This window comes from Streptomyces sp. QH1-20 (assembly GCF_041283565.1).
GTDB lineage: Bacteria > Actinomycetota > Actinomycetes > Streptomycetales > Streptomycetaceae > Streptomyces > Streptomyces syringius.
Window position 1 is genome coordinate 7,090,178 of the sequence record NZ_CP166299.1, and the last position, 23,044, is coordinate 7,113,221.

Below are 23,044 nucleotides of genomic sequence, written 5' to 3' on the forward strand. Positions count from 1 at the left end.
TCATACTGCCGCAGCGATCGCGTGCTGTGAAGGACTGTCCACCTGGCGGTCCCGGGGGCCGCCGGTGGGCCCGTCGCCGGGCCCGGCCAACAGCGACCGGATCTCCCGGACGGCCTCCCGGCCCGCCCGATTCGCGCCGATGGTGCTCGCCGAAGGCCCGTATCCGACCAGGTGCACGCGAGGGTCGCGGACCGCGCGCGTGCCCTCGACACGGATGCCGCCGCCCGGCTCGCGCAGCCGGAGCGGTGCCAGGTGGTCGATGGCGGCGCGGAAGCCGGTGGCCCAGACGATGACGTCGGCGTCGACGCCGCGGCCGTCGGCCCACATCACCCCGTTGGGGGTGATGCGGTCGAACATCGGCAGCCGGTCGAGAACGCCCGCCGCCCGGGCCCGTTCCATGGCAGCCGTCATGGGCAGCCCGGTCACGGACACCACACTCTGCGGTGGCAGTCCCCGCCGTACGCGCTCCTCGACCCGCGCGACGGCTTCCCTCCCGCGGGCCTCGTCGAAGGGGCCCTCGCGGAAGAGCGGAGGACGCCGGGTCACCCATGTCGTCGCCGCGGCCACCTCGGCGATCTCCATCAGATGCTGCACAGCCGAGGTGCCACCCCCGACGACCACGACTCGCCGCCCGGCGAACTCCTGCGGGCCCGGGTAGTCGGCCGTATGCAGTTGGCGGCCGAGAAAGCTCTCCTGACCGGGGTAGCGGGGCCAGAACGGGCGGTCCCAGGTGCCGGTCGCGTTGATCAGGGCCCGCGGTGTCCAGACGCCCTCGGACGTCTCGGCCCACAGCCGCCCACCCGGCCCCTCCCGTACCGCGCTCACCTGGACCGGACGATGGACGCGCAGGTCGAACGCGGCCTCGTACTCCGCGAAGTACGCGCCGATCACCTCGGCGGAGGGCATGGAGTCGTCCGCTCCCGTCAGCTCCCTGCCCGGCAGCGCGTGCATGCCGTGCACCTTGCCGTAGGTCAGCGAGGGCCAGCGGAACTGCCAGGCACCGCCCGGGCGCGGCGAGTGATCCAGAACGACGAAGTCCCGGTCGGGCTCGTACCCCGCCCGGCGCAGGTGATACGCGCTGGACAGTCCTGCCTGCCCGGCGCCCACCACGACGACCTCGACCTCACGCGACCGGATTTTGTTCATGATTCCACTAACAGTGGCGAGGGGTGCGATCTTCCCGCTCTTTCCAGCCGCCCCGGAGTCGGGTGGCGTGCCCGGCACCGGGCAAGATGGGAACATGACCGAAACGTTCCGTACGCATGTCCTGGACGTCTCCACCGGCACTTCGGAGACCGTGTACGACCTCACACGTGACTGTGAGGAGTTCCTGGACGCCGTGGCCGCGGGCCGCGACGGCCTGCTCAATGTTTTCGTGCCGCACGCCACTGCTGGGGTCGCCGTCCTGGAGACGGGCGCGGGCAGTGACGACGACCTGCTGGCCGCGCTGCGGGATCTGCTTCCGGCGGACGACCGCTGGCGGCACCGGCACGGGAGCCCCGGCCATGGCCGGGACCACGTCCTTCCGGCTCTCGTGCCGCCGCACGCGACGCTCCCCGTCCTCGGTGGACGGCTGGAACTGGGCACCTGGCAGTCCGTGTGTCTGGTGGATACCAATCGGGACAACCCGGACCGCCAGGTGCGGCTGACCTTTCTCGGCTGACCGCCCGGTGGCCGGTCCGCCTCGGCTCAGCCGGGTGCGTCAGTCCTTCTGGGCCGATTCCGGCAGCTGGCGCAGCTTCACCGGCGTCTTGGTCTTGTAGGCCCAGTCGAGCATCTTCGTGGCGTCCGCGTAGCGGTTGCCCGCGTTGAGGATGACGCCCACGACCGTGCGTCCGTCGCGCTGGGCGGCGAACACCAGGCACGGCCCGGCCACGGAGCCCGTGCCGGTCTTGATGCCTATCGCGCCCTTGTACGACCCGAGCAGCTTGTTCGTGTTGTCCCAGTAGTAGGTGCGATTGATGTTCGCGGCCTTCTGCTGGGTGCTGGTCGACTTGACGACCGTGCCGAACGTGCTGTTGGCCATCGCGTGACCGGCCAGCTTCGCCGTGTCGCGCGGCGTCGTGTAGTTGGCGCCCGCCGCCGAGATGCCGTCGAAGGAGTCGTACCTGGTGTTCTTCATACCAAGGGCGGCGGCCTTCTTGTTCATCTTGCCGATGAACGACTTCGTGCGCGCGGCCTCGGTGCTGCCGCTGCCGAGGGTGTCGGCGAGCGCGTACGCGGCGTCGCACCCGGAGGGGAGCATCAGACCGTACAGCAGCTGTCGCACGGTCAGCTTGTCGCCGACGCGCAGATCCGCCGTGCTCGCGCCGTTACGCGCGACGTAATCGCGGTACGACTGCTTGATGGTGATCAGCTTGTTGAGATTGACGCCACTGTCCAGGACCACGGTCGCCGTCATGACCTTGGTGGTGCTGGCCATCTGACGCTTGGTGTCGGCGCTCTTGGACCACAGCCGGCTGTTCTTGCCGGTGTCGAGCAGGAACGCGCCCTGGGCGGTGACGCCCGACGGACCGCTGGCGGCGGCCTCGGCGGTCGTCGCCGGGAGTACGACGGCGATCGCCGCGGTCGACGCGACGAGCGCCGTTCCCCACCGGCGTACCGGTCTTCCCCCATTTCGATCCATGTACATCCCCTTGTCCTCGCTTGTTGAGATGAGCGAGCAGATAATCCCACCTATGCGTGGGCGGGGGGACATCGGGGGCGCCTCTCCGAGTGAGGGCGACCTCTCGGACGATCCGTCAGATGGCCCGGGCAGACGGCCTGGTCAGGCGGGCCGGTCGGGCAGGCGGGTCGGACAGGCCGGTCGGGCGCCCCGTCAGGGAGACCGCTGGGCCGCCCGTCCCACCGATTCCACCAGCGGCACCATCCGGTAGGGCACGCGCTCGCGCAGCACCACCTCGGTGCGCGTGCGGACCACCCCCGGCAACTGGACCAGCAGCTGGATCACGTCCTCGAGGTGCGCCGCGTCGCGCGCGACGACCCGCGTCATGAGATCACCGCCACCGGTGATCGAGAACGCCTCGATGATCTCCGGCACCTCGGCGAGCGCGTTCGCCACCGTGTCCAGATGGCCCTGAGTGACCTCTATGTGGACGAACGCCAGCATGGGATGACCGAGCGCCGCGGGGGACAGCCGCGGTCCGGTGCCGGTGATCACGCCCTCGCGCTCCAGCCGGTCGAGCCGGGCCTGCAGCGTGCCGCGCGCGATGCCCAGCACGCGTGCGTACTCCCGCACGCTCGTCCGTGGCTGCTCCAGCAGCAGCCGCAAGATCTTCGCGTCCAGCGCGTCCACCGCCATGAGCCAACGGCCTCCTTATGGTCACCATTCCTGGCCCAGCACTGTACCAATGGCGCAGTTATCCGAGGAGCTCTTGAGCCATTGAGGCTCCGGATGTTTTCCTCTACCTACTGATGGCGTTGCGCTGGGCTGCGTCGGGCGGCGAAGAAGCCGCTTCCGAACCCCCGCAGCGCCTTTGTCGTGCCGGAAAGCGCTCATGCGACGTCGACGTCCGAGCGCATCCGCGGAATACATCCGCACATATGCGTACACATTCGTTACTTGGGGAGAAGGGGGCGGCCGCTCTGAAGAGGATGTTCGTGGCTCCGGACCCGGGCCGGCTCAGGCTCCGCACCGGTGTCCGTGCCGTCATCGGTGTGAGTCTCGCGGTCGCCGCGGCGGAGCTCTGTGGTCTGTCGCTGCCCGCCTCCATCACGGGCGGGCTCGCGGCGCTTCTCGCGCTCTTCACCGTCGGTGACCCGACCGTGCGGCGTCAGGCGGTCAGCACCGCTCTGCTGCCGGCCGTCGGCTTCCCCGTGCTCGCCCTCGCGACGGCCCTGCACGGCGTGCCGCTGGTGCGCGACGCGGCGTTCCTCATGGTGGTCTTCTGCGGCGTCTACGCCCGGCGCTGGGGCCCGCGTGGCCACGCGCTCGGGATATTCGCCTTCATGATGTTCTTCGCCACGCAGTTCCTGCACGCCGTACCGGCTCAGCTGCCGGAGCTGTACGGGGCCATGGCGATGGCGCTCGCCGCGTCCGGTCTCGTCCGCTTCGGGTTCTGGTGCATCGAACGGCGGACCCCGCCACCGGCCCAGCCCGCCCCCCTCGCGGCGCGCGGGCTGGCGCGGCCCACCACCCGCCAGGCGTTCCAGGCGACCTTCGCCTGCGGTCTCGCCCTCGCCGTCGGGCAGCTCGTCTCCGACGAGCGCTGGTACTGGGCCGTCGGCACCGCCTGGTGGATCTTCGTCAACACCGCCTCGCGCGGTGAGACCCTCGTCCGCGGCTTCCGCCGCGTCGTCGGCACCGTGACCGGAATCGGCGTCGGGCTCCTCGTGGCCGTGCCGCTGCACGGCGCGCCCGCGCCCACCGCGGTGCTCGTGGCCGTCTGCGTCTTCGGCATCTTCTACACCGCTGCGCCCTCCTACAGCTGGATGATGTTCTTCGTGACCGTCATGGCCGGGCTGCTCTACGGGCTCCTCGGTGTGCTCCACCCGGGCCTGCTGGCGCTGCGCTTCGAGCAGACGGCCGTCGGCGCTCTCGGCGCGGCCCTCGCTGTCGCCGTCGTCCTGCCGGTCACCACGCACGCCGCCACCGACGCCTGGATCCAGCGTGCCCTGCTGGCCGTACGGCACTGCACCGCCGAGTCGGCCCGGCGACTGGCCGGTGACGAGTCCGCCGACCCCACCGCGCACGTCGCCGAGCTGGAGCTGCTCCTCGGCAAGGTGCGCGTCTCCCTCGCGCCGCTGCTGCACCCGCTGAGCCCGCTGCGGGCGCGCAAGGCCCGGGCCCGGGAGGTCATGGTCTTCCTCGATGACTGCGCCCGTCAGGCACGGGGCCTGGCGGCGGTCGCCGCCGACCCCGCCGCCTCGCACGACGCCCGGCTCACCGCGGCCTGCCAGCGGGTCGAGACCGCGCTGTACGCCCTGGTCGCGCCCGGCGGGGACGGCGCGCCTCCGGCCGCCGCGGCGCTCGACCCCGTCCCGCACCACCACCCCGGCGCCGAGCGCGCCCTCGCCCACCTGCACGACCTGGAAGCCACGCTCGTCTCGCTCGCCGCGCCGTTGCGCAGCAACCCGCGCGGCGTCTTCGCCGAGGCCTGAGCCGGGCCCCGGGGGTGGCCGGGAGCACCCCGGCCGCTGTCGGTGCCCCGGTGTAGCGTCGGGCGGACAGTGGCTCGACGGGGAGGCGGCACGGTGGCCGGTACGGGACAGCAGGGGCGTCGGCGGGGGCAGCGGGCGTACATCGGGTCGTTCACGGAGGCGGGCGGTCGTGGCCTCACGGTCGCGGACGTCGACCCCGCCACCGGCGCGCTGACGCCCGTGTTCGCCACCGACGCCGTGGTGAACCCGTCCTACCTCGCGCTCTCGCCCGCCGCCGACGTGCTGTACGCGGTGAGCGAGACGGCGGAGGGAGCCGCCGTCGCCTTCTCCCTCGCCGACCCGGCCCGGCCCGAGCCGCTCGGCGCGCCCGTCCCCGTCGGCGGCGCCTCTCCCACGCACCTCGCGCCCGCCGGAACGCACGTCCTCACCGCCAACTACGGCTCGGGCAGCGTCAGCGCCCTGCCCATCGGCACCGACGGTGGGCTCGAGGCGCCCTCGGCGGTCCTGCCGCACCGGGGCGGCGGCCCCGTGACGGACCGGCAGGAGGGCCCGCACGCGCACGCCGTGGTGCCCGATCCGTCCGGGCGCTGGGTGCTCGCCGTCGACCTCGGCACGGACTCGGTGTGGATCCACGCCCTCGACCCGGCGACGGGCATCCCGAGGCCCCACGGCGAGACACCGCTCCGCCCCGGGACCGGCCCCCGGCATCTCGCCCTCCACCCGCGCGGCGACCGCGCGTACGTCCTCAACGAGCTGGAGCCGACCGTCACGGTCTGCCGCTGGGACGCGGCGGCCGGGGTCCTGGAGCCGGTCGGCGAGAGGCGTGTCGTGCCCGAGGAGGCCACCGGGGGCGAGGCGGTGGCGCCCAATTTCCCCTCGGCCCCCGTGGTCTCGCCCGACGGCCGGTTCCTGTGGGTCGCCAACCGCGGCCACGACACCATCGCCACGCTGGCCCTCGACGCCTCGGGTGATGTCCTCGGCCTCCGCGCCACCGTCGACTGCGGCGGCCACTGGCCCCGCGATCTGTCGGCGCACCCGGGCGGGCACCTGCTGTACGCCGCCAATGAGCGCTCCGGCGACGTCACCTGGTTCACCGTCGAGCCCGGCACGGGCCTGCCGCGCCGCGCCGGGTCGATCAAGATGCCCGCCGCGTCCTGCGTGGTCTTTGCCTGAAGTGATGCAACGCCCGGTCCTGCGGGCGTGCCCGAATGGCCGGATCTTATCGATCGGATCCGGCCCTATCGGTCCCGGCGGAGCTCGGCCCCGGAAACGACCGGAGGGGCCCCTGAGGGCCCCTCCGAACAGCGAGGCGTCCACATCCGGACGCCGAACGGGCGTCAGCGCACCGGCGCGCCCTGAAGCGACGGCTCGGGGGCGATGCCCAGCGCGGCCGCGTACTTGGCCAGGGTGAGCTTGCCGATCGCCGGGTAGGCGCCCAGCGGCTCCGCCGCCGCGCAGCCTGCTTCCTGGGCGGCCACGGCCGGGAGGGTCTCGGCCACCTCGGGACCGATCAGGCAGGGCGCCAGGGCGAGGTTCCGGGAGCCGGAGCCACGCAGCCGCTCGGCGGTACGGGCGATCGCGCCCTCCTCGTCCAGCGCGGCGGCCATGACCGGGACCGCGAGACGCGCGGAGAGCAGCATGCCCGTGATTCCGGCGGCCTGGACGGCTTCCTCGCCGCCGATCGTGGCCAGAATGATGCCATCCGCAGCCGTTGCAACTGTAAACAGTCGCGCGCGGTCGGCGCGGGCCAGGCCGGCTTCGGAGAGGCGCACGTGCAGTGCTTCGGCGAGCAGCGGGTGCGGGCCGAGCGCGTCGGTCAGCTCGACGACGGAGCCGCTGCTCATGACGGACTGGCGTATGCGGCGCAGCAGGGCGCTGTCGGGCCCCGCGAGCAGCGGCACGACGACGGCGGCCGGTCCGGCGGCCCACGCGTCGGCGTTCTCGTCCGCTGCGGCCTCTTCACGGGCTTCGCTGGCGCGAGCGGCGTGCTGGGCCGTGGCGTAGCCGAGGACGGCGTCCAGGGAGGGGTAGCCCTCGCTGCCGCCGTCGGCGTCCACGTAGCCGATGCGCGCGTCGAGCCCCGGGAGCTCGGCGCGCGCGATGCTGAGGATCTCCTCGGCGAGGAGGCGCGTGGCGGGGTCGGGTGTCCCGGGTACGGCGAGGACCAGCGGGGGCGCACCCGCTGGAGCAGCCGCCGGCTCCGGCCGCCGGTGCCGTCCAGGCTGGCGGGGGCGCGGCATTCGTACAGGCAGGCCGGACACGGGCCCTGTGGGGGAGCTCATGGCGCCGCATGTTAGTCGTTCGGAGGACTGGGCCGTTCGGGTGGGGGCAACTAGGCGACGTCTGTCCGGATTTATTCGGTGGTTCATACGATCAGTGGAGATGTGTTCAGCAAATGATCCGTAGTAATCCGGCTTCGGTGGGTAGTCGCAATGTGCCCGTCGCCAGTGCCGCTGCCACGAGCGACGCCCCGCCCAGCGGATCGCCCGAGGCGGTGATCAGACGCGCCTGAGGTAGTTGCAATTGCAACTCCCGATGAAGTGGAGTCAGGAGCGGTTCACCCATGCGGAGCAGTCCGCCGGTGAGAGCCACCGGCAGGGTCCGGTCGTCCTGGAGTGCGGGCTGAGGTGGGTGCGCCGGATGTGTCGGCTGCGCCGAATGTGGCCGCTGTGCGTCCCGATCCGGGCGGGGGCACACTGCCGCCGCCGCCCCGGCGATATGGCGGGCTGCCTCCTGGAGGATGCGGGCAGCGACCGGGTCGGTCCCGGCGCACCGGCCGACCTCGGGTGCGAACGACGCCAGCAGCGCGGGCCGGTCCGCGCGCGGGTAGAGCTTCCCCGGCAGTTCCGGCGCGGGGCCGAACAGGGCCTCCAGCCGGGCCAGCAGGGCGGGGGAGGCACCCTCCTCGCGGCCGTCGTACGCGCGCATCGCCGCTTCGAGCCCGGCACGGCCGATCCAGGCTCCGCTGCCGCAGTCGCCGAGGAGGTGACCCCAGCCGTCCGCGCGCCGCCAGCCGCCTTCCGGCGTCAGGTCGGTGCCGAGCGCGACCAGCCCGGTGCCGACGGCGACGACCGCACCCGGCCGCTGCCCCAGCGCGCCCGCGTAGGCGGTCACCGCGTCCGAGGCCAGGGCCAGCCGGCGCGCCCCGAGCGCGTCGCGCAGCGCGTCGGGCAGTACGGCACGGAGATCGTCGCCGAGCGTGGCCATGCCGGAGGCGCCCACGCAGACGGCCTCGCAGCGCTCCGCGCCCGCCTCGCGCAGGAGACGCGTGGCGGCGGGCAGCACCCGGTCGAGGAGGCTGTGCGCGTCGACACCCCGGGCGCCCATGACGGCGGGATCGGGGGAGGACCAGGTGAGGGCCGGGCCCTCACCCCGGACGGGGGTGAGGGCGACCCTGATGCCCGAACCGCCCGAGTCGACGCCAAGGACGTGGGAGGGACCCTGCCGCAGATGGTCGGCCGGAGGGTTCCCGGGCGTGACGTCCACGGGATCAGCCGGAGTCGCGCACGGCGCGCTCGTTCGTCGAGGCGCCGGTGAGTACCGCGCGCACGCCGCTCGGGACGGTGCTCGCGCCCGGCAGTGGCGCACGCCCGGCCGACGTCCGCCGCCGGTCGCCCGCCCGACGCGGGTTGTCCGTGTTGTCCGTGCCGGTGGTCATGGCGGGCACCTTACCGCCCAAGATCACGGAAGCTGCCAGTTGACGGGAGCCGACCCCTGCTGAACGAGGAGGTCATTGGTCCGGCTGAACGGCCGGGACCCGAAGAATCCGCGATCGGCGGACATGGGGGAGGGGTGGGCGGACTCCACGCAGGGCACCCCGCCGAGCAGCGGTCGCAGATTGCGGGCGTCGCGGCCCCACAGGATCGCCGCCATCGGCCGACCGCGCGCGACGAGCGCGCGGATCGCCTGCTCGGTGACCTCTTCCCAGCCCTTGCCCCGATGCGCGGCGGGCTTGCGCGGGGCCGTGGTCAGTGCGCGGTTGAGCAGCAGGACGCCCTGCTGGGTCCAGGGCGTCAGATCGCCGTTGGACGGCCGGGGCAGCCCGAGGTCGGTGTGCAACTCGCGGAAGATGTTCTCCAGGCTGCCGGGCAGCGGCCGCACCTCGGGTGCGACGGAGAAGCTCAGTCCCACGGCGTGGCCGGGCGTCGGGTAGGGGTCCTGACCGACGATCAGGACCCTTATGTCGTCGAACGGCTGCTGGAACGCGCGCAGCACATTCGCGCCCGAGGGCAGATAGGTCCGGCCCGCCGCGATCTCGGCGCGCAGAAAGTCGCCCATCGCGGTGATGCGCCCGGCGACCGGCTCAAGTGCCTTGGCCCAGCCCGCTTCTACGATCTCGTTCAATGGTCGTGCAGCCACGGGGCGTCACTCTACTGGCTCAGCCTGTGCCGGGACGAACGGGAGCGTGTTCGTCCGTACGAAGCCCCGGCGCACGCTCGTACGCGCGGTGGCCGCTGCCGGCGGACGGCCCGCCGAGCGCGGGCCTTCCCCCTTGCGGGCCGCAGGTCAGACGGCCCAGCCGTACTGGTCGGGGATGCGCCGGTCGGCGCCCAGGCCGGTCGCCGCGCGGCGCGCCCAGAAGGGGTCGCGCAGCAGCTCGCGGCCCAGCAGCACCGCGTCCGCCTCGCCATTGGCGATGATCTTCTCGGCCTGCTCGGGGTCGGTGATCAGCCCCACCGCGGCGACGGGCAGACCGGTCTCCTCCTTCACCCGTCGGGCGAACGGCACCTGGTAACCGGGGCCGACCGGGATGTGGGTGGCCGGCGCGTTGCCGCCGGTGGAGACGTCGAGCAGGTCCACGCCGTGGGCGAGCAGCTCCCGCGCGAAGCGCACGGTGTCGTCCGCCGTCCAGCCCTCGCGCTCGTCCTCGGGGTTCTCTGTCAGCCAGTCGGTCGCGGAGACGCGGAAGAAGACGGGCTTGTCCTCGGGCCACACCGCGCGCACCGCGTCCACGACCTCCAGCGGGAACCGGACGCGGTTGTCGAACGAGCCGCCGTACTCGTCGGTGCGGCGGTTGCTGTGCGGCGAGAGGAACTCGTGGATGAGGTAACCGTGCGCGCCGTGCACCTCGACGACCTCGAAGCCGGCGGCCAGGGCGCGCCGCGCCGCGTCCGCGAACTGCTCCACGATCTCCTTGATCTGCTCCACCGTCAGCTCCGCGGGCACCTGGTGGTCGTCCGCGTACGGCAGCGCGCTCGGCCCGGCCACCGGCCAGCTCTCCTCCGGGCTCGCGGGGCCGCGCCCCCGCCACGGCCGCTCGGTCGAGGCCTTGCGCCCCGCGTGGGCTATCTGGATGCCGGGAACGGTGCCCTGCTCCTTGAGGAAGGCCGTCACGCGGCGGAGCGCCTCGGTCTGGGTGTCGTTCCACAGGCCGAGGTCGGCCGGGCTGATCCGGCCCTCGGGGCTCACCGCGGTGGCCTCGATGAGGATCAAGCCGGTGCCGCCGGCCGCGCGGGCGGCGTAGTGCTGGAAGTGCCAGTCGTTCGCGACGCCCGCGTTCGGCCCGAAGACCTCGGCGGAGTACTGGCACATCGGCGCCATCCAGGCACGGTTGGGGAAGGTCAGCGACCGCAGGGTGTATGGCTCGAACAGGGAACTCACGACAGGCTCCTTCGTGTGGTGCACCGAGGTACGGCTCGTACGATACCCGTCGTACTACGAGAATTGTCAAACTACGATGATCCTCGTACGACTCTCGTATACTGGGCCCTCGCAGTGACCCCTGAGGAGCAGCCGTGCAGACGCCGTCCGCAACCCCGTCGACCAGCCGCGTCCTCGAGCACCCCGCCCGCGAGGACATCCGGCTCGAGAGCGTGCTGCACGCCCTGTCGGACCCCATGCGCCTGCTGGTCGTGCGGTCCCTGGCTGCGGCCGGGACCGAGCAGTCCTGCTCCGTCCTGGAGCTCCCCGTCAGCAAGTCGACGACCACCCACCACTTCCGCGTGCTCCGCGAGTGCGGTGTGGTCAGCCAGATCTACCGGGGCACGGCGAAGATGAACGCTCTGCGCCGGGACGACCTGGAGGCGCTGTTCCCGGGGCTTCTCGACAGCGTTCTCACCGCGGCCGACCGGCAGGCCGAGCGCTTGGGGGAGGACGGCTGAGGCGCGCTGCCCTCCGGCGCCGGGGCCGGCCCTTCGGTCAGGCCTGGTCGTCCCGTGCCGCGGCGAGCAGGCCCTCCCAGTCCGGGATCTTCACCGGCCCGCGGCCCAGCCGCGCTCCGAGGGCGGCCTCCGCCGCCTCGATGCCCAGCCAGCCCGGCCACCGCACCGGATCCTGCCCCGCCGCCCGCAGCGCGGCGTACGGGTCACCCACCGGCCGGCGTGCCATGAGGGTCTCGGCGTCGGACAGCAGCGAGGTCACCGTCTCCTTGGCGCACGAGCGATTGGTGCCGATCACGCCGGTCGGCCCGCGCTTGATCCAGCCCGCGACGTACTCGCCGGACGACGGCACGCCGTCCCTCAGCACCCGCCCCCCGGTATGCGGCACGGTTCCGCGCTCCGGGTCGAACGGCAGCCCCGGGATCGGCACCCCGCGATAGCCGACCGACCGCAGGACCAACTGGGCCTCGATGTCCTCGAACCGGCCCGTGCCGACCACCCCGCCGTGCTCGTCCGGCGCGGTCCGCTCGAAGCGCACCGCACGCACGGCGTCCTCCCCGAGCAGGGCGACGGGCCGCAGGAAGAACCGCATCCGGATCCGGCGCGCGAGGCCCCGGGCCGGCTGCCCGGCCCAGCCCCGCAGCACCTCCACATTGCGCCGGCCGACGGCCGGCAGCCCGGACGGGTCGGACCACGCCGGGTCCAGGGCCGCTTCCTCGGCCCCCACGAGTACCTCCGCCCCCGGCAGGGCACCCAGCTCCCGCAGCTCCTTCGTGGTGAACTTCGCCTGGCCCGGACCGCGTCGGCCGACCATGTGGATGTCCGCCACCCGGCTGTCGGCGAGCGCGGCCAGCGCCGCGTCCGGCACATCGGTGGCCCGTAGCTCGTCCGCGCCGCGCGCCAGCACCCGGGCCACGTCCACCGCCACATTGCCGACCCCGATGACGACCGCCGAGCGCGCCCCCAGCACGAACCCGCCCGGCTCCGCGTCCGGGTGGGCGCTGTACCAGGAGACGAACTCCGTGGCCGAGAAGCTGCCCGGCAGATCCTCCCCGGGCACGGCGAGGCGCCGGTCGGTCGCGGCGCCGACGCAGTAGACGACCGCGTGGTAGAGGTCCAGCAGCCGCCGCGGCGCCAATCCCCCTGCCTCGTCCCCCACCCGGACGTTGCCGAGGAAGGAGATGGCGGGGTGTTCGAGGGCGGCGCGCAGATTGTTCTGCAGCGACTTGATCTTCTCGTGGTCGGGGGCCACCCCGTAGCGCACGAGCCCGTACGGGCAGGGCAGCCGGTCCAGCACATCGACCGTCACACCGGGGACACTCTGCTGCTGCACCAGGGCCTGGGCGGTGAAGATCCCACTCGGTCCCGATCCGACCACTGCGACGCGAAGCACGGCGGAACTCCTTCCCGCGGGTGCGTCCAGCATCGCACCGGGAACCGGGATACGGGAGAGGTGGACGCGTGGCGGCGCGGCGGCGGGTACCGAGGCCGCCCCGACACCGGCTGCCCTGTCGCGGGGCCGCACCGCAGGCAGGGCGGACACGGGGTCTCATTGACCGACGCGGTGCGCGGGGACATGCTGTAACTCCTGCGGCGACCGGCCCCCGGGCCGGTCTGTTCAGCAGGTCCTCGGTGTCCCGCCCCGTTCGGCAGGGCGGGCTCCGGTGTGTCCGCTGATTTTGGGCGACGCGGGGGATCGCCCAAAGTCAGTGGACGGCATGGGCCCGGCCTCGCGTCAGCCGGCCAGTTCGAGCACCGCCCGCAGCGCGTCGGGACGCTCCTCGACCGGCAGATGGTCGACCAGGTGCACCGCGCAGCCCACCGCGGCGGCGCCCGCGTCCGCGCGCCGGTCGTCGCCGACCATCAGCACGTCCTCGGGCGCCAGATCCAGCGCCTCGCACGCCGCCCGGAACAGCCGCGGATCCGGCTTCTGGACGCCGTGTTCGTAGGAGAGCACGTACGCGTCGACCCATGCGTCGAGACCGTGCTCCCGGAAGACCGGCCGCGGATCCCAGCCGATGTTGCTCACCACGGCGGTGCGCACACCTCGCCGCCGCAACTCGGCCAGCACGGCGCCCGCGTCGGCGTACGGGCGCCAGGCGGCCGGCTCCATGTGACGGGCGTACAGGGCGTCGTAGAGCTCCGGGCGCGGCAGCGGGACCTCGCGGGCCATTCCGGTATACGCGGCCCGGTGCTGCTCCGCGGTGCGATCGCGCTCCGTCCACACCTCGGTGAGGTGCGCCGGCACCGCGCGCGGGGCGACGCCCCCGGGCAGGGCGCCGTGGGCCTCCAGGTCACGGGTCAGCCGTTCGAACTCGGCCTCGTCCAAGGGGATCCGGGCCCGGTCGAGCACGGACCGCAGCCAGGAGGCGGTGGATTCGATGCGGAACAGGGTTCCGGAGAAGTCGAAGAGAACACCTTTGACGGTCATGGCGCCCAGTCTCCCCGGTGGCCCGCCGCTCAGCGCCCCCGACTCCGCGCCGTGAGCGGTACAGGGCGGCAGGGGCGGGCGCGGGTGCGTCAGGCGGGCTCCAGCAAGGACGTGCACATCGCGAATCCGAGGAATCCGAGGAAACCGAGCGTCATGATCGCCATCATGAAACCCACATCGACGACTGCCCCCGGTCCGGTGAAGTTCATGTAGAGAGCGGCAGCGGTCGTGGCGGCGGCGCAGCAGCAGAGGATCCCCAGAGCCATCCAGCGGGCTCCTGATCGCGGAATGGAGAAACGGGTCACGAAGGAGCCCCAGCGGTGGATGAAGAATCCGCCGATGCTCCAGGCCAGCAGTACGACCAGGAAGCAGCCCAGGAGGATTCTGGTGGAGATCGGGGCTCCGCCCGGGAACTCGGCCGACAAGTACGCTTCCAGCGGCCCTTGCAAGTTGGCGAAGCAGAGCAGGGGAAAGAATTGGGTGAGAATGCGACGTGTGTATGTGGCTGCCGAGCTGCCCGGCACGAACGCATCGAGAAGAAGGACGATGAACAGGGTGAGCAGGAGAGACGAAAACGCAAGGGATGTGCCTGAGAGCAGCGCCCCCAAGAGCATTCTGTAGGCGTCGCCGGACACCGCCACGACGGACCCGTAGGAGACCGCGGTAACGCTGAGGGCAAAGAACGACGAGATCCCGACAGCGAGCGTCTCCCCCAACTCTTCGCCGCCGGCCCCGCTTGCTCGCTCTCTGGCCACCGAAATGACAACGATGACGGCAGTGAAGGCGAAGCCGGCCAGAATTGCCGAGAAGCTCGAGTAGAGAACCAGTGCGTCTCGAACGGCGGAAGGGTCGCGAAGCAGTGCGACGGGACCGGGAGCAGTCATGCGATGAGCAAAAACGGTGCCACGCCGCTGTCCAGCCGGATTCGCAGATGTTTCACACAAGGTGACTCAGAGCTGATGGAAGAAACGCTTCCCTAGCGTTGGGTGCCGGGGCCGGCCGCCGGCCGTGCGGACCGTGCGTCCAGGGCGGCCCCGCTGCCCTGGACGCACGGCGGCGCGTGCGAGCACGCCGTCGTCACGCGGTTCGCGGCTACCGGTCGAGGGACGCGTCGTCGTCCTCGTCGTGGCGTCCGGTCCACCGGACCCCCGCGGCGTACCACTCGGCGAGTTCCTGGGCGCGCCGCTCGACCTCCTGGTCGTCGGCACCGGTCAGGACGTAAGCCGCCAGGTAATGAGCGGACTTCACGCCGCCCTGGTATGCCTGGCCCACCGTGGCCCGCAGGCGTTCCTCCACCACGAAGGGCGGGGGGTTCTTCGGCAGGGCCGCGAGGGTGCCCCGTTCGGGATAGAAGACGACCCAGCCCGCGCTCCGTCCGGGCGCGACGCCGTGAATCCTGGCATCGGTCAGGGTCCGCGGGGCGACCTGGGCCCGGAACCACTGCTCGTCGAGGTTGAAGCCGGTGGCGGCGTGGATGGCGGGGGAGGTCAGCGCGCCGCCGGTTCTGCTGCCGATCTCGCACAGCACGAGGCGGTCGTCGGGCGTGTGGAAGACCTCCAGGTGGAAGGTGGCGCACTCGGGAGTGGGCAGCGCGTCGAGGACCTGGCGCGCATAGCCGATGAGCCGGTCCGTCAGCGGGTGGTCGCGGGTGAGCTGTGCCGAGCCCAGATAGACGCCGTCGTGGAAGGACAGGCAGTCGTTCAGATAGCGCGAGACGAACGTGGCCACCGGTGCGCCCGCCGCCACCAGCCCGTCCACCACGTACATCCGGCCTTCCACGAACCGCTCCACCTCGGCGTGTTCGGGCAGGCCTTCGGCGAGGAGGCGGGCCAGGTCCGCGGGGCCGCGCAGCACCTGGGTGCCGGTGGAACCGGAGCCGAGGGCCGGTTTCACCACCACGGGGTAGCCGTGCTCGCGGACGAAGCCGAAGAGGTCGAAGTCCACGCGCACGGGGGCGAACTCCGGTACTTCGAGGCCGCTTCGGCGCACCAGGGTCTTCATGTGGACCTTGTCGCGGAAGGCGAGGGTGCTGGCGAAGTCCTGGCCCGGCACCCCGAGCAGCTCCCGCAGCCGCGCCGCGCGCAGCAGGTCGCCCTCCATGCGGGCGATCACCGCGCTGAGCGGCATGCGCTCGGCGAGTTCGAGGGCCATCCGCTCCGCCTCGCCGCCCTGGCGGAAGTCGGGGAGGGAGACAGCGCCCGGAATATGGCTGTACTGCGGGAATTTCGCCGCGGAGACCAGGAGGTGCGGTCGTACGCCCGTATCGGCCGCCCACTTGTCGTACGGAGTGTCCGCATAGTCGCTGTCCACGAAAGCCAGAACATTCCGTTCTGCTTCAGATCTCACCAGCACCTCCCAGGACTCCCCACGAGCACGCACCGGCTGCGTGCGGCCTCAAGGCTAGGGGCGTGAGCCCAGGTCAGGGCCGTCCCGGCACATACCTCAGCTTTACCTCGGAAAGATTGTTCTGCTCATTCTGACGGTGTAGGAAGAACAGGAACCGACGATTCTGATCTTGCGCATGCACTGGGGTTAAGTTGAAGATTCAACGAATTCTGGACGGCTCGACCCGGCCGGCCGAACCGCCGTGCGGTGGTGCCGTGCGCACGGACCGACTGCCCCGGAATCCGCTCGTGGCGGCGGGAGCGGCATCGTGATCGACGTGCTGGTCGTGGACGACGACTTCTACGTCGCCGAGGTCAACTCCCGCTATGTGTCCCGCGTTCCGGGATTCCGCGTCATGGGCCGGGCCCGAACGGCCGCCGAGGCGCTGATGGCCGTCGAACGCGGCAGCGTCGATCTGATGCTGCTCGACCACTACCTTCCCGACGAGGACGGGCTGCAGCTGGTGCGCAGGCTCCGTCGGCTCGGCCACGAGACCGACGTCATCATGGTCTCGGCGGCCCGCGGGGCGGAGCAGGTGAGCTCGGCGCTGCGCCACGGCGTCCTGCAGTACCTGGTCAAACCGTTCGGTTTCGCGGCGCTGCAGGCCAAGTTGACGTCCTACGGCCAGATGCGCGACCGCCTCGACCGATTAGACTCCCTCGGGCAGGGCGAGGTGGACGAGATCTTCGGCACGCTCCACGCACCGGTCCAGGCGGTGGTGCCGCCCAAGGGGTACTCGGCGGCGACCACCGAGCACATCCGCGACGCGCTGCTCAGGGCCGGCAAGGCGCTGTCCGCGCAGGAGGTGGCCGACCTCACCGGGGTGAGCCGCTCCACCGCGCAGCGCTACCTCAAGCACCTCCAGGAGCGCGGCAGTATTCAACTCGCCCTGAAATACGGGGGTGCCGGCCGACCCGAGCACCACTACGAGTCCGCGCACGGCGCCTCCCGCACGCGCCCCCGCTGAGCGCGCCTCCGCGAAGGCGCCTGTCGGCGCCACCGGGCCCCACACCCCGAACGGTGCGGGGCCTGCGCCGATCCCTCGGGGTCAACGGGTCATTACCGCGCGGTAAGCAAAAGAAGCAGAACCGGCTTTCCGCAGTAAAACCACAGTGCACGCAGAAACGTGTCACCCTCTCGGCTCCTGATCTAGCGTCCGTCTTGATCCAAAGTTCCTCACCTGCAAGGACACCGGAGACCTGCTATGGGCGTGACACGCCGTACGCTCCGTCTTGGAGCCTTTCTCCTGGCCCCCGGCTACCACGTCGCCTCCTGGCGTCACCCCACGGCCCGCGCGAACGGCGGCCTGGACTTCGCCCACTACCGCGAGCTCCTGCACACCGCCGAGCGTGGCAAGTTCGACATGTTCTTCGTCGCCGACGGGGTGGGCATCCGCACCCCGTACAACAACGCCGACGAGTTGAGCCGATGGGGCCGCTTCCTCCAGTTCGACCCGCTGACGCTCCTGTCCGCCCTCGCCGTGCACACCACGCACATCGGTCTCGCGGCGACCGCGTCGACGACGTACAACGAACCGTTCCACATCGCGCGGAAGTTCGCCTCGATCGACCACCTCAGCGCCGGCCGGTCCGCCTGGAACATCGTCACCTCGGTGACGGACGCCGAGGCGAAGAACTTCAACCGCGACTCCCAGCCCGACCACGCCTCGCGCTACCACCGGGCCAGGGAGTTCATGGAGGTCGTCACCGGCCTGTGGGACAGCTGGGACGACGACGCCTTCGGGTACGACAAGGAGTCCGGGCGCTACTTCGACCCCGAAGGACTGCACGTCCTCGACCACAAGGGCGAGCACTTCTCGGTGCGCGGTCCGCTCAACGTGGCCCGCCCGCCCCAGGGTTACCCCGTGCTCATCCAGGCGGGCGCCTCCGCCGACGGCCAGGACTTCGCCGCCCGCTGGGCGGAGGTGGTCTTCACCGCCGCGCAGACCCTGGACGAAGGCCGGACGTTCTACCGCGGCATCAAGGAGCAGGCCGCCGCCTACGGGCGCGACGCCGACCAGATGAAGGTGATGCCCGGTCTCTTCCCGGTGATCGGCCGCACCCGCGCCGAGGCCGAGGACAAGTACGCGGTACTGCAGGAACTGGTCGACCCGGTGGTCGGCTTGGGGCTGCTCACCCAGCTCCTCGGCGACATCGACATCTCGGGCTTCCCGCTGGACGAGCCGCTGCCCGAACTGCCGCCCACCCAGGGCAGCACCAGCCGCCAGCAGCTCGTCTACGACAAGGCGCGCCGCGAGGGGCTGACGGTCAGGGAGCTGTACCAGTCCCTCACCGGGGGCCGCGGCCACCGCGTCGTCATCGGCACCCCCCAGGACGTCGCCGACCTCATGGAGGAGTGGTTCACCGGTGAGGCCGCCGACGGCTTCAACGTCATGCCGCCCGTGCTCCCCGAGGGCCTGGACGACTTCGTCGACCTCGTGGTGCCCGAGCTGCAGCGCCGGGGCCTGTTCCGCACCGAGTACGAGAGCACCACCCTGCGCGGAAACCTCGGCATCGACCGGCCCGCCCGCGGCGCCGCGGCCGAACTCCCGCTCAGCAGCACGGGCCCGTTTTGAATCCAGGAGTGAGCACCCCCCATGCCTTCCTTTGCCAGAACCCTCAGTGAGATACCGCCCTCCCCGTTGGTGGCCGTCGACCGGCTGCTGCGCTCCGGCGCGCACACCGAGCCGGTGCCGTTGCAGCAGGGCAAGACCGTCTTCGAGCCCTGCGCGCGGCCGGGCACCTGGGAGCGCGCGGAGTTCGGGATCGCGGCCCACGAGCACGCGCCGCCCCCCGGCGTCCCTGCGCTGCGCTCGGCGTTCGCCGAGGCCGCGAGCCGACGCCGGGGCACCCCCGTCGACCCCGGGCAGGTCCTGGTGACGAGCGGTGCCACCCACGCCATCGCCGTGACCCTGCACGCCATCCTGGGGCAGGGCGACGAGGTCCTCATCCTGTCCCCGCAGTGGCTGTTCGCGACCGGTCTGGTGTGGGCGGCCGGCGGGACGCCGCGCGAGGTGCCGGTCTTCCTGGAGCTCAGTGAGGACCCCGACTTCGACTTCATCGCCGCGATCGAGCGGGCCGTGGGGCCGCGCACCCGGGCGATCTACTTCAACAACCCCAACAATCCGACGGGCTTCCGCCTGGACGAGCGTGCCCTGGGCGCGCTCGCCGAGCTCGCCGTGCGGCACGACCTGTGGCTGATCGCCGACAACGCGTACGAGAACTACGACTTCAGCGACGGCGGCTTCCTCGACACGGCGACCGTCCCCGGCGCGGCGGAGCGCACCTTCTCGGTGCACAGCTGCAGCAAGACGTACGCGATGCCCGGCGCCCGCGTGGGCCACCTCATCTCGCCGCCCGGCGCGGAGGAGATCCTCACCAAGTGGTCGCTGCACACGCTGTACTCGGTCTCCACGGCCGCGCAGTACACCGCGTTCCGGGCGCTCGCCACCCCCGACGAGGAGCTGGCGCGGCGCCGGGCGGCGGCCGAGCGCGCCTGGCGGCTCGCCGACGCCGCCCTGGAGATCCCGCACACCCGCGTCACGGGCGGGCTCTACACCTTCCTCGACCTGAGCCGGTACGGCGACGGCGCGGAGTTCGTGCGTCGCTGCGCCGAGGCGGGCGTGGGACTCGCACCGGGCCGGGTGTTCGGCGCCCACTGCGACGGCTGGGCCCGGCTCTGCTTCACCGCGGCACCCGAAGAGGTCGTCACGGACGCCATCGGCCGTATCAACAAGATCTACTGGGAGGGCGGCCGTGACCGTTGACACCACCGTGGCCAGGCCGGCGGCGGCTGCCGCGCTGGCTCCGTATCTGCACCGGTACGACAGCCCCGCACAACTCGGCCTCAAGATCAACGCGTATCGGGGTTACGAGGTGGAGGGCCTCGCCGAGGCGCTGCGCGCGCCGGACCTGCACGACGCCCCCGTCGAATGCGTGATGGTCGGCGACTCGTACTTCATGACCCACCTGGGCCGCGGCGGCACCACACTGACCGGCGACGCCGAGCAGGAGTGGGGCCTCGCCACCCTCACCGGCCTGGTGGCCGAGGTGCGCAAGGCGCTGGACGCCGAATTCCCCGCTGCCCGGCGGCCGTTCCTGCTCGCCGACCTGCCGGACGGTGCGACCCGCAGCCCCGCCACGGCCCGGGCCGCCGCCGACCGTTTCGTCGCGGCCGGCGCGGACGCCGTCAAGATCGAGGTGGCGGGCGAGAGCGAGTTCGACTGCATCGAGGCGGTGGCCGCGACCGGCACACCCACCCTGGCGCACCTCGGCTACACCCCGCAGAGCGGCGGCCTGGCCCGGCACGGCGACGCCCTGGACGGCGCGCTCGCGCTCTTCGCGCAGGCCCGCAGGGCCCGCGCCGCGGGCGGCTGCGGACTGATCATCGAGATGGTCAGCGAGGCCGTGAACCAGGCGCTCAGCCGGCCGCACCCCGAAGGCCTCCCGCTGTACTCGGTGTTCAGCGGCCGGGCCCGCTGGGGCGGCCAGAGCCTCAACCTGTGGGACGCCGTCGTACGCCCTGTCCCGGGTGGCCGCTACTTCCCGCCGACCCCGGTGATCGACGCGGCCGAGGTGCCCGACCGGTACACCCCGGAGCTGATCGCCGACCGCATGCGCGAACTGCTGCGGCTCAGCGTCGCTGGCTGGTTCCCGCTCTCCCCGCGCACCGCCCTGACCCCCCGTGAGACGGCCGAGATCACCGGCATCGACCCCTGGAGTGCCTCATGACCACCGCCGAACCGATCACCGCAGGGCCGGTGACCCCCGGATCGGACACGGCCGTCTTCGACGAGCTCGAATCGGCCGTACGCACCTACTGCCGGCGCTTCCCCGCCGTCTTCACGCGGGCTTCGGGACACCGGATGTGGGACGCGGAAGGCCGCGAGTACATCGACTTCCTGTCGGGCGCCGGTGCGCTGAACTACGGCCACAACCCGCCCGAGGTGCGCGCCGCCCTCATCGACTACCTCCAGGCCGACGGGCCGGTGCACGGTCTCGACCTGCACACCGGCGCCAAGGCCGCGTTCCTGCACCGCTTCCGCGAGGTGGTGCTCGCGCCGCGCGGGCTCGACCACCGCGTGCAGTTCACCGGACCGACCGGCACCAACGCCGTCGAGGCGGCGTTCAAGACGGCCCGGCGGGTCACCGGACGCACCGACATCATCGCCTTCACCGGCGGCTTCCACGGCCTCTCGCTCGGCGCGCTCGCCGCGTCCGCCACCTCGTTCAAGCGCGGGGCGGCCGGGGTGCCGCTCGGTCACGTCACACGGATGCCGTACGAGGGGTACGCGGGCGAAGGCGTCGACACCATCGACTACCTCACCCGCATGCTCGACGACCCGGGCAGCGGCATCGACCTGCCCGCGGCCTTCGTGGTGGAGACCGTGCAGGGCGAGGGCGGCCTCGCCGCGGCGAGCGCGCCGTGGCTGCGCAGGCTCGCCGAGGTGGCGCGCGAGCGGGGCATCCTGCTGATCGTCGACGACATCCAGGCCGGATGCGGGCGCACCGGCACCTTCTTCAGCTTCGAAGAGGCGGGCATCGTCCCCGACCTGATCTGTCTGTCCAAGTCCATCAGCGGCTTCGGCCTGCCGATGGCCCTCGTCCTGATCCGCCCCGAGCTCGACCAGCTGGGCCCCGGCGAGCACAGCGGCACCTTCCGCGGCAACAACCTGGCCTTCGTCACCGCCACGGCCTGCCTGGACCGCTGGGCGGATCCGGAGTTCGCCCCGCAGGTGCGCCGCAACGCCGCCGCCCTGGAGGACCGGCTCACCGAGCTGGCCGCCACGTTCGGTGACCTCGGCTGCACCGTGCTGGGCCGCGGCCTGATCCGCGGGCTCGGCTTCACCGATCCGACGCTCGCGGACCGGGTGTCACGGGCCGCCTTCACCCGCGGGCTCCTGGTGGAGACCTCCGGCGCCCGCGGCCAGGTCCTCAAGATCATGCCGCCGATCGTGGCGGACGCCGAAGATCTGGCGCCCGGCCTCGCCCTCCTCGCCGACGCCATCGCGTCGGCCGCACACGACCACGTATCCGAAGGGGACCTGCGTTGAGCATCGCCGAGCACGAGCAGACCATCGAGGGCGATCACGAGGACGGCCACGCACACGGCATCGACGAGACCGTGCTGCGCCGGATCGCCGACTCCTGGCCCCGGCGCGCCACGATCCGCACCGACCTGGACCAGATATCGGAGCCGGAGGAGTACGACGAGCGGCTGCCGGACTACCCTGAGCACCTGCTGCCGTTCGCCGAGCACCCCCTGTACCTCGCGGCCACGCCCGAGCAGCGCCAGAAGGTCCTCACCATGGCCTGGCTGGTCTACAACGAGCGGGTCATCGCGGCCGAGGAGTACGTCGCCAACCCGACCTTCGCCATGATCATGCACGGCGCCTTTCCCGGTGCCGACGGCATCCAGCTCAAGCGCGCCGTCCAGCAGACGCATGTGGACGAGGTCTGGCACACCTACATGCACATGATCGCGATGCAGCGCACCCGCGAGGTCCGGCAGATCACCGGCGAGCCCGCCTACCCGCACACGGTCACCTACCGCCGGCTCCTGGAGGCCGACGCGAAGGCGTCGGAGCGCTGGGAGCGCGACCTGCTGAAGCTGGTGTGGACGACCGTCTCGGAGATCAGCGTCAACGCCTATCTGGAACTGCTCTCCCGCGACAAGTCCGTCCAGCCGCTGCACGCCCTGGTGCCCCGGCTGCACGCCCGCGACGAGTCCGCGCACTCCTCCGTCATGGTCGAGGTCGCCAAGGCGCTGTACGTGCACATGAACGCCGAACAGCGCCGCACGTTCGTCGACGCGCTGCCCAAGGCGCTGCACGCCTTCGTGGAGCAGGACTTCGCGGTGTGGCCCGGCATCCTGCGGGCGGCCGGGTTCGAGAAGGCCGACGAGATCGTCGAGGACTGCCGCCGCCAGGCCGGCACCGGCCTGCTGGTGCGCGACTTCTCCGGGGTGCGGCGCATCGTGCGCGAGATGGAGCTCGAGGACCAGGTCGACTTCGACTTCGGGGCCGAGTGAC

At 71.9% G+C, this 23,044-nt stretch carries 22 protein-coding genes; 10 read left to right on the top strand and 12 right to left on the bottom strand.

Going from position 1 to position 23,044, the window contains the following annotated elements:
- Entirely contained in the window at positions 1-1,146 is a 1,146-nt protein-coding gene (locus AB8O64_RS31925) for an NAD(P)-binding domain-containing protein (RefSeq protein ID WP_370423039.1), read from the bottom strand.
- A gap of 94 nt (positions 1,147-1,240) precedes the next feature.
- Here AB8O64_RS31925 and AB8O64_RS31930 point away from each other — a divergent pair, with 94 nt between their 5' ends.
- Positions 1,241-1,663 carry a YjbQ family protein gene (locus tag AB8O64_RS31930; protein WP_356451978.1) on the top strand — a complete coding sequence of 141 codons (423 nt, stop codon included), beginning with the start codon at positions 1,241-1,243 and terminating at the stop codon, positions 1,661-1,663.
- 39 nt (positions 1,664-1,702) lie between these two features.
- On the opposite strand, the gene AB8O64_RS31935 is transcribed toward AB8O64_RS31930, so the two are convergent.
- Together AB8O64_RS31935 and AB8O64_RS31940 are read right to left on the bottom strand one after the other, a co-directional pair.
- A complete protein-coding gene (locus AB8O64_RS31935; protein ID WP_370423040.1) occupies positions 1,703-2,626 on the bottom strand; it encodes a D-alanyl-D-alanine carboxypeptidase family protein in 924 nt (307 codons plus the stop codon).
- 192 nt (positions 2,627-2,818) lie between these two features.
- Positions 2,819-3,301: an Lrp/AsnC family transcriptional regulator gene (locus tag AB8O64_RS31940; RefSeq protein WP_130881118.1), complete on the bottom strand. Its 483-nt coding sequence runs from the start codon at positions 3,299-3,301 to the stop codon at positions 2,819-2,821.
- 293 nt (positions 3,302-3,594) lie between these two features.
- Here AB8O64_RS31940 and AB8O64_RS31945 point away from each other — a divergent pair, with 293 nt between their 5' ends.
- Positions 3,595-5,100, top strand: a complete 1,506-nt coding sequence (locus tag AB8O64_RS31945) for an FUSC family protein (RefSeq protein ID WP_370423043.1) — start codon at positions 3,595-3,597, stop codon at positions 5,098-5,100.
- Positions 5,101-5,193: 93 nt separating this feature from the next.
- The gene (locus AB8O64_RS31950; protein WP_370423045.1) at positions 5,194-6,273 is read left to right on the top strand and encodes a lactonase family protein; all 1,080 of its coding nucleotides are present in this window, start codon (positions 5,194-5,196) and stop codon (positions 6,271-6,273) included.
- 164 nt (positions 6,274-6,437) lie between these two features.
- On the opposite strand, the gene AB8O64_RS31955 is transcribed toward AB8O64_RS31950, so the two are convergent.
- The 5 genes from AB8O64_RS31955 to AB8O64_RS31975 all read right to left on the bottom strand — a co-directional run bounded on the left by AB8O64_RS31955 (position 6,438) and on the right by AB8O64_RS31975 (position 10,701).
- Positions 6,438-7,382, bottom strand: coding sequence for a hypothetical protein (locus AB8O64_RS31955; protein WP_362209563.1), 945 nt, complete (start codon positions 7,380-7,382; stop codon positions 6,438-6,440).
- A 106-nt stretch (positions 7,383-7,488) separates the two neighbouring features.
- A complete protein-coding gene (locus AB8O64_RS31960; RefSeq protein ID WP_370423047.1) occupies positions 7,489-8,586 on the bottom strand; it encodes an N-acetylglucosamine kinase in 1,098 nt (365 codons plus the stop codon).
- A gap of 4 nt (positions 8,587-8,590) precedes the next feature.
- A complete protein-coding gene (locus tag AB8O64_RS31965) occupies positions 8,591-8,758 on the bottom strand; it encodes a hypothetical protein (protein WP_370423049.1) in 168 nt (55 codons plus the stop codon).
- Positions 8,759-8,781: 23 nt separating this feature from the next.
- The gene (locus AB8O64_RS31970; protein ID WP_130881113.1) at positions 8,782-9,459 is read right to left on the bottom strand and encodes a uracil-DNA glycosylase; all 678 of its coding nucleotides are present in this window, start codon (positions 9,457-9,459) and stop codon (positions 8,782-8,784) included.
- A gap of 147 nt (positions 9,460-9,606) precedes the next feature.
- On the bottom strand, positions 9,607-10,701 hold the full coding sequence (locus AB8O64_RS31975) for an NADH:flavin oxidoreductase/NADH oxidase (RefSeq protein WP_370423051.1): 1,095 nt from the start codon (positions 10,699-10,701) through the stop codon (positions 9,607-9,609).
- A 134-nt stretch (positions 10,702-10,835) separates the two neighbouring features.
- On the opposite strand from AB8O64_RS31975, the gene AB8O64_RS31980 reads away from it, so the two are divergent.
- Entirely contained in the window at positions 10,836-11,201 is a 366-nt protein-coding gene (locus AB8O64_RS31980; RefSeq protein WP_356451992.1) for an ArsR family transcriptional regulator, read from the top strand.
- Between the two features lie 37 nt (positions 11,202-11,238).
- Here AB8O64_RS31980 and AB8O64_RS31985 read toward each other — a convergent pair whose 3' ends face one another.
- The 4 genes from AB8O64_RS31985 to AB8O64_RS32000 form a co-directional block, all read right to left on the bottom strand.
- Positions 11,239-12,591, bottom strand: coding sequence for an FAD-dependent oxidoreductase (locus AB8O64_RS31985; RefSeq protein ID WP_370423053.1), 1,353 nt, complete (start codon positions 12,589-12,591; stop codon positions 11,239-11,241).
- A 342-nt stretch (positions 12,592-12,933) separates the two neighbouring features.
- Positions 12,934-13,629, bottom strand: coding sequence for an HAD family hydrolase (locus AB8O64_RS31990; protein ID WP_370423055.1), 696 nt, complete (start codon positions 13,627-13,629; stop codon positions 12,934-12,936).
- 89 nt (positions 13,630-13,718) lie between these two features.
- Positions 13,719-14,513, bottom strand: a complete 795-nt coding sequence (locus AB8O64_RS31995; RefSeq protein ID WP_370423057.1) for a hypothetical protein — start codon at positions 14,511-14,513, stop codon at positions 13,719-13,721.
- Positions 14,514-14,721: 208 nt separating this feature from the next.
- Positions 14,722-15,939 (bottom strand): acetyl-CoA carboxylase biotin carboxylase subunit family protein, encoded by a 1,218-nt coding sequence (locus AB8O64_RS32000; protein WP_370423058.1) that lies wholly within the window; start codon positions 15,937-15,939, stop codon positions 14,722-14,724.
- Positions 15,940-16,282: 343 nt separating this feature from the next.
- Here AB8O64_RS32000 and AB8O64_RS32005 point away from each other — a divergent pair, with 343 nt between their 5' ends.
- From AB8O64_RS32005 to AB8O64_RS32030, 6 genes are all read left to right on the top strand, one after another.
- Complete coding sequence (locus AB8O64_RS32005) at positions 16,283-16,981, top strand: response regulator (protein WP_370423060.1); 699 nt, start codon at positions 16,283-16,285, stop codon at positions 16,979-16,981.
- A 243-nt stretch (positions 16,982-17,224) separates the two neighbouring features.
- Positions 17,225-18,589: an LLM class flavin-dependent oxidoreductase gene (locus AB8O64_RS32010; protein ID WP_370423062.1), complete on the top strand. Its 1,365-nt coding sequence runs from the start codon at positions 17,225-17,227 to the stop codon at positions 18,587-18,589.
- A gap of 21 nt (positions 18,590-18,610) precedes the next feature.
- On the top strand, positions 18,611-19,780 hold the full coding sequence (locus AB8O64_RS32015) for a pyridoxal phosphate-dependent aminotransferase (protein WP_370423063.1): 1,170 nt from the start codon (positions 18,611-18,613) through the stop codon (positions 19,778-19,780).
- Positions 19,770-20,744: a 3-methyl-2-oxobutanoate hydroxymethyltransferase gene (locus AB8O64_RS32020; RefSeq protein ID WP_370423065.1), complete on the top strand. Its 975-nt coding sequence runs from the start codon at positions 19,770-19,772 to the stop codon at positions 20,742-20,744. Before AB8O64_RS32015 ends, AB8O64_RS32020 begins: the two co-directional genes overlap by 11 nt.
- Entirely contained in the window at positions 20,741-22,066 is a 1,326-nt protein-coding gene (ectB, locus tag AB8O64_RS32025; RefSeq protein ID WP_370423066.1) for a diaminobutyrate--2-oxoglutarate transaminase, read from the top strand. Before AB8O64_RS32020 ends, ectB begins: the two co-directional genes overlap by 4 nt.
- The gene (locus AB8O64_RS32030) at positions 22,063-23,043 is read left to right on the top strand and encodes a diiron oxygenase (RefSeq protein ID WP_370423068.1); all 981 of its coding nucleotides are present in this window, start codon (positions 22,063-22,065) and stop codon (positions 23,041-23,043) included. Before ectB ends, AB8O64_RS32030 begins: the two co-directional genes overlap by 4 nt.
- Position 23,044 lies beyond the last annotated feature (1 nt).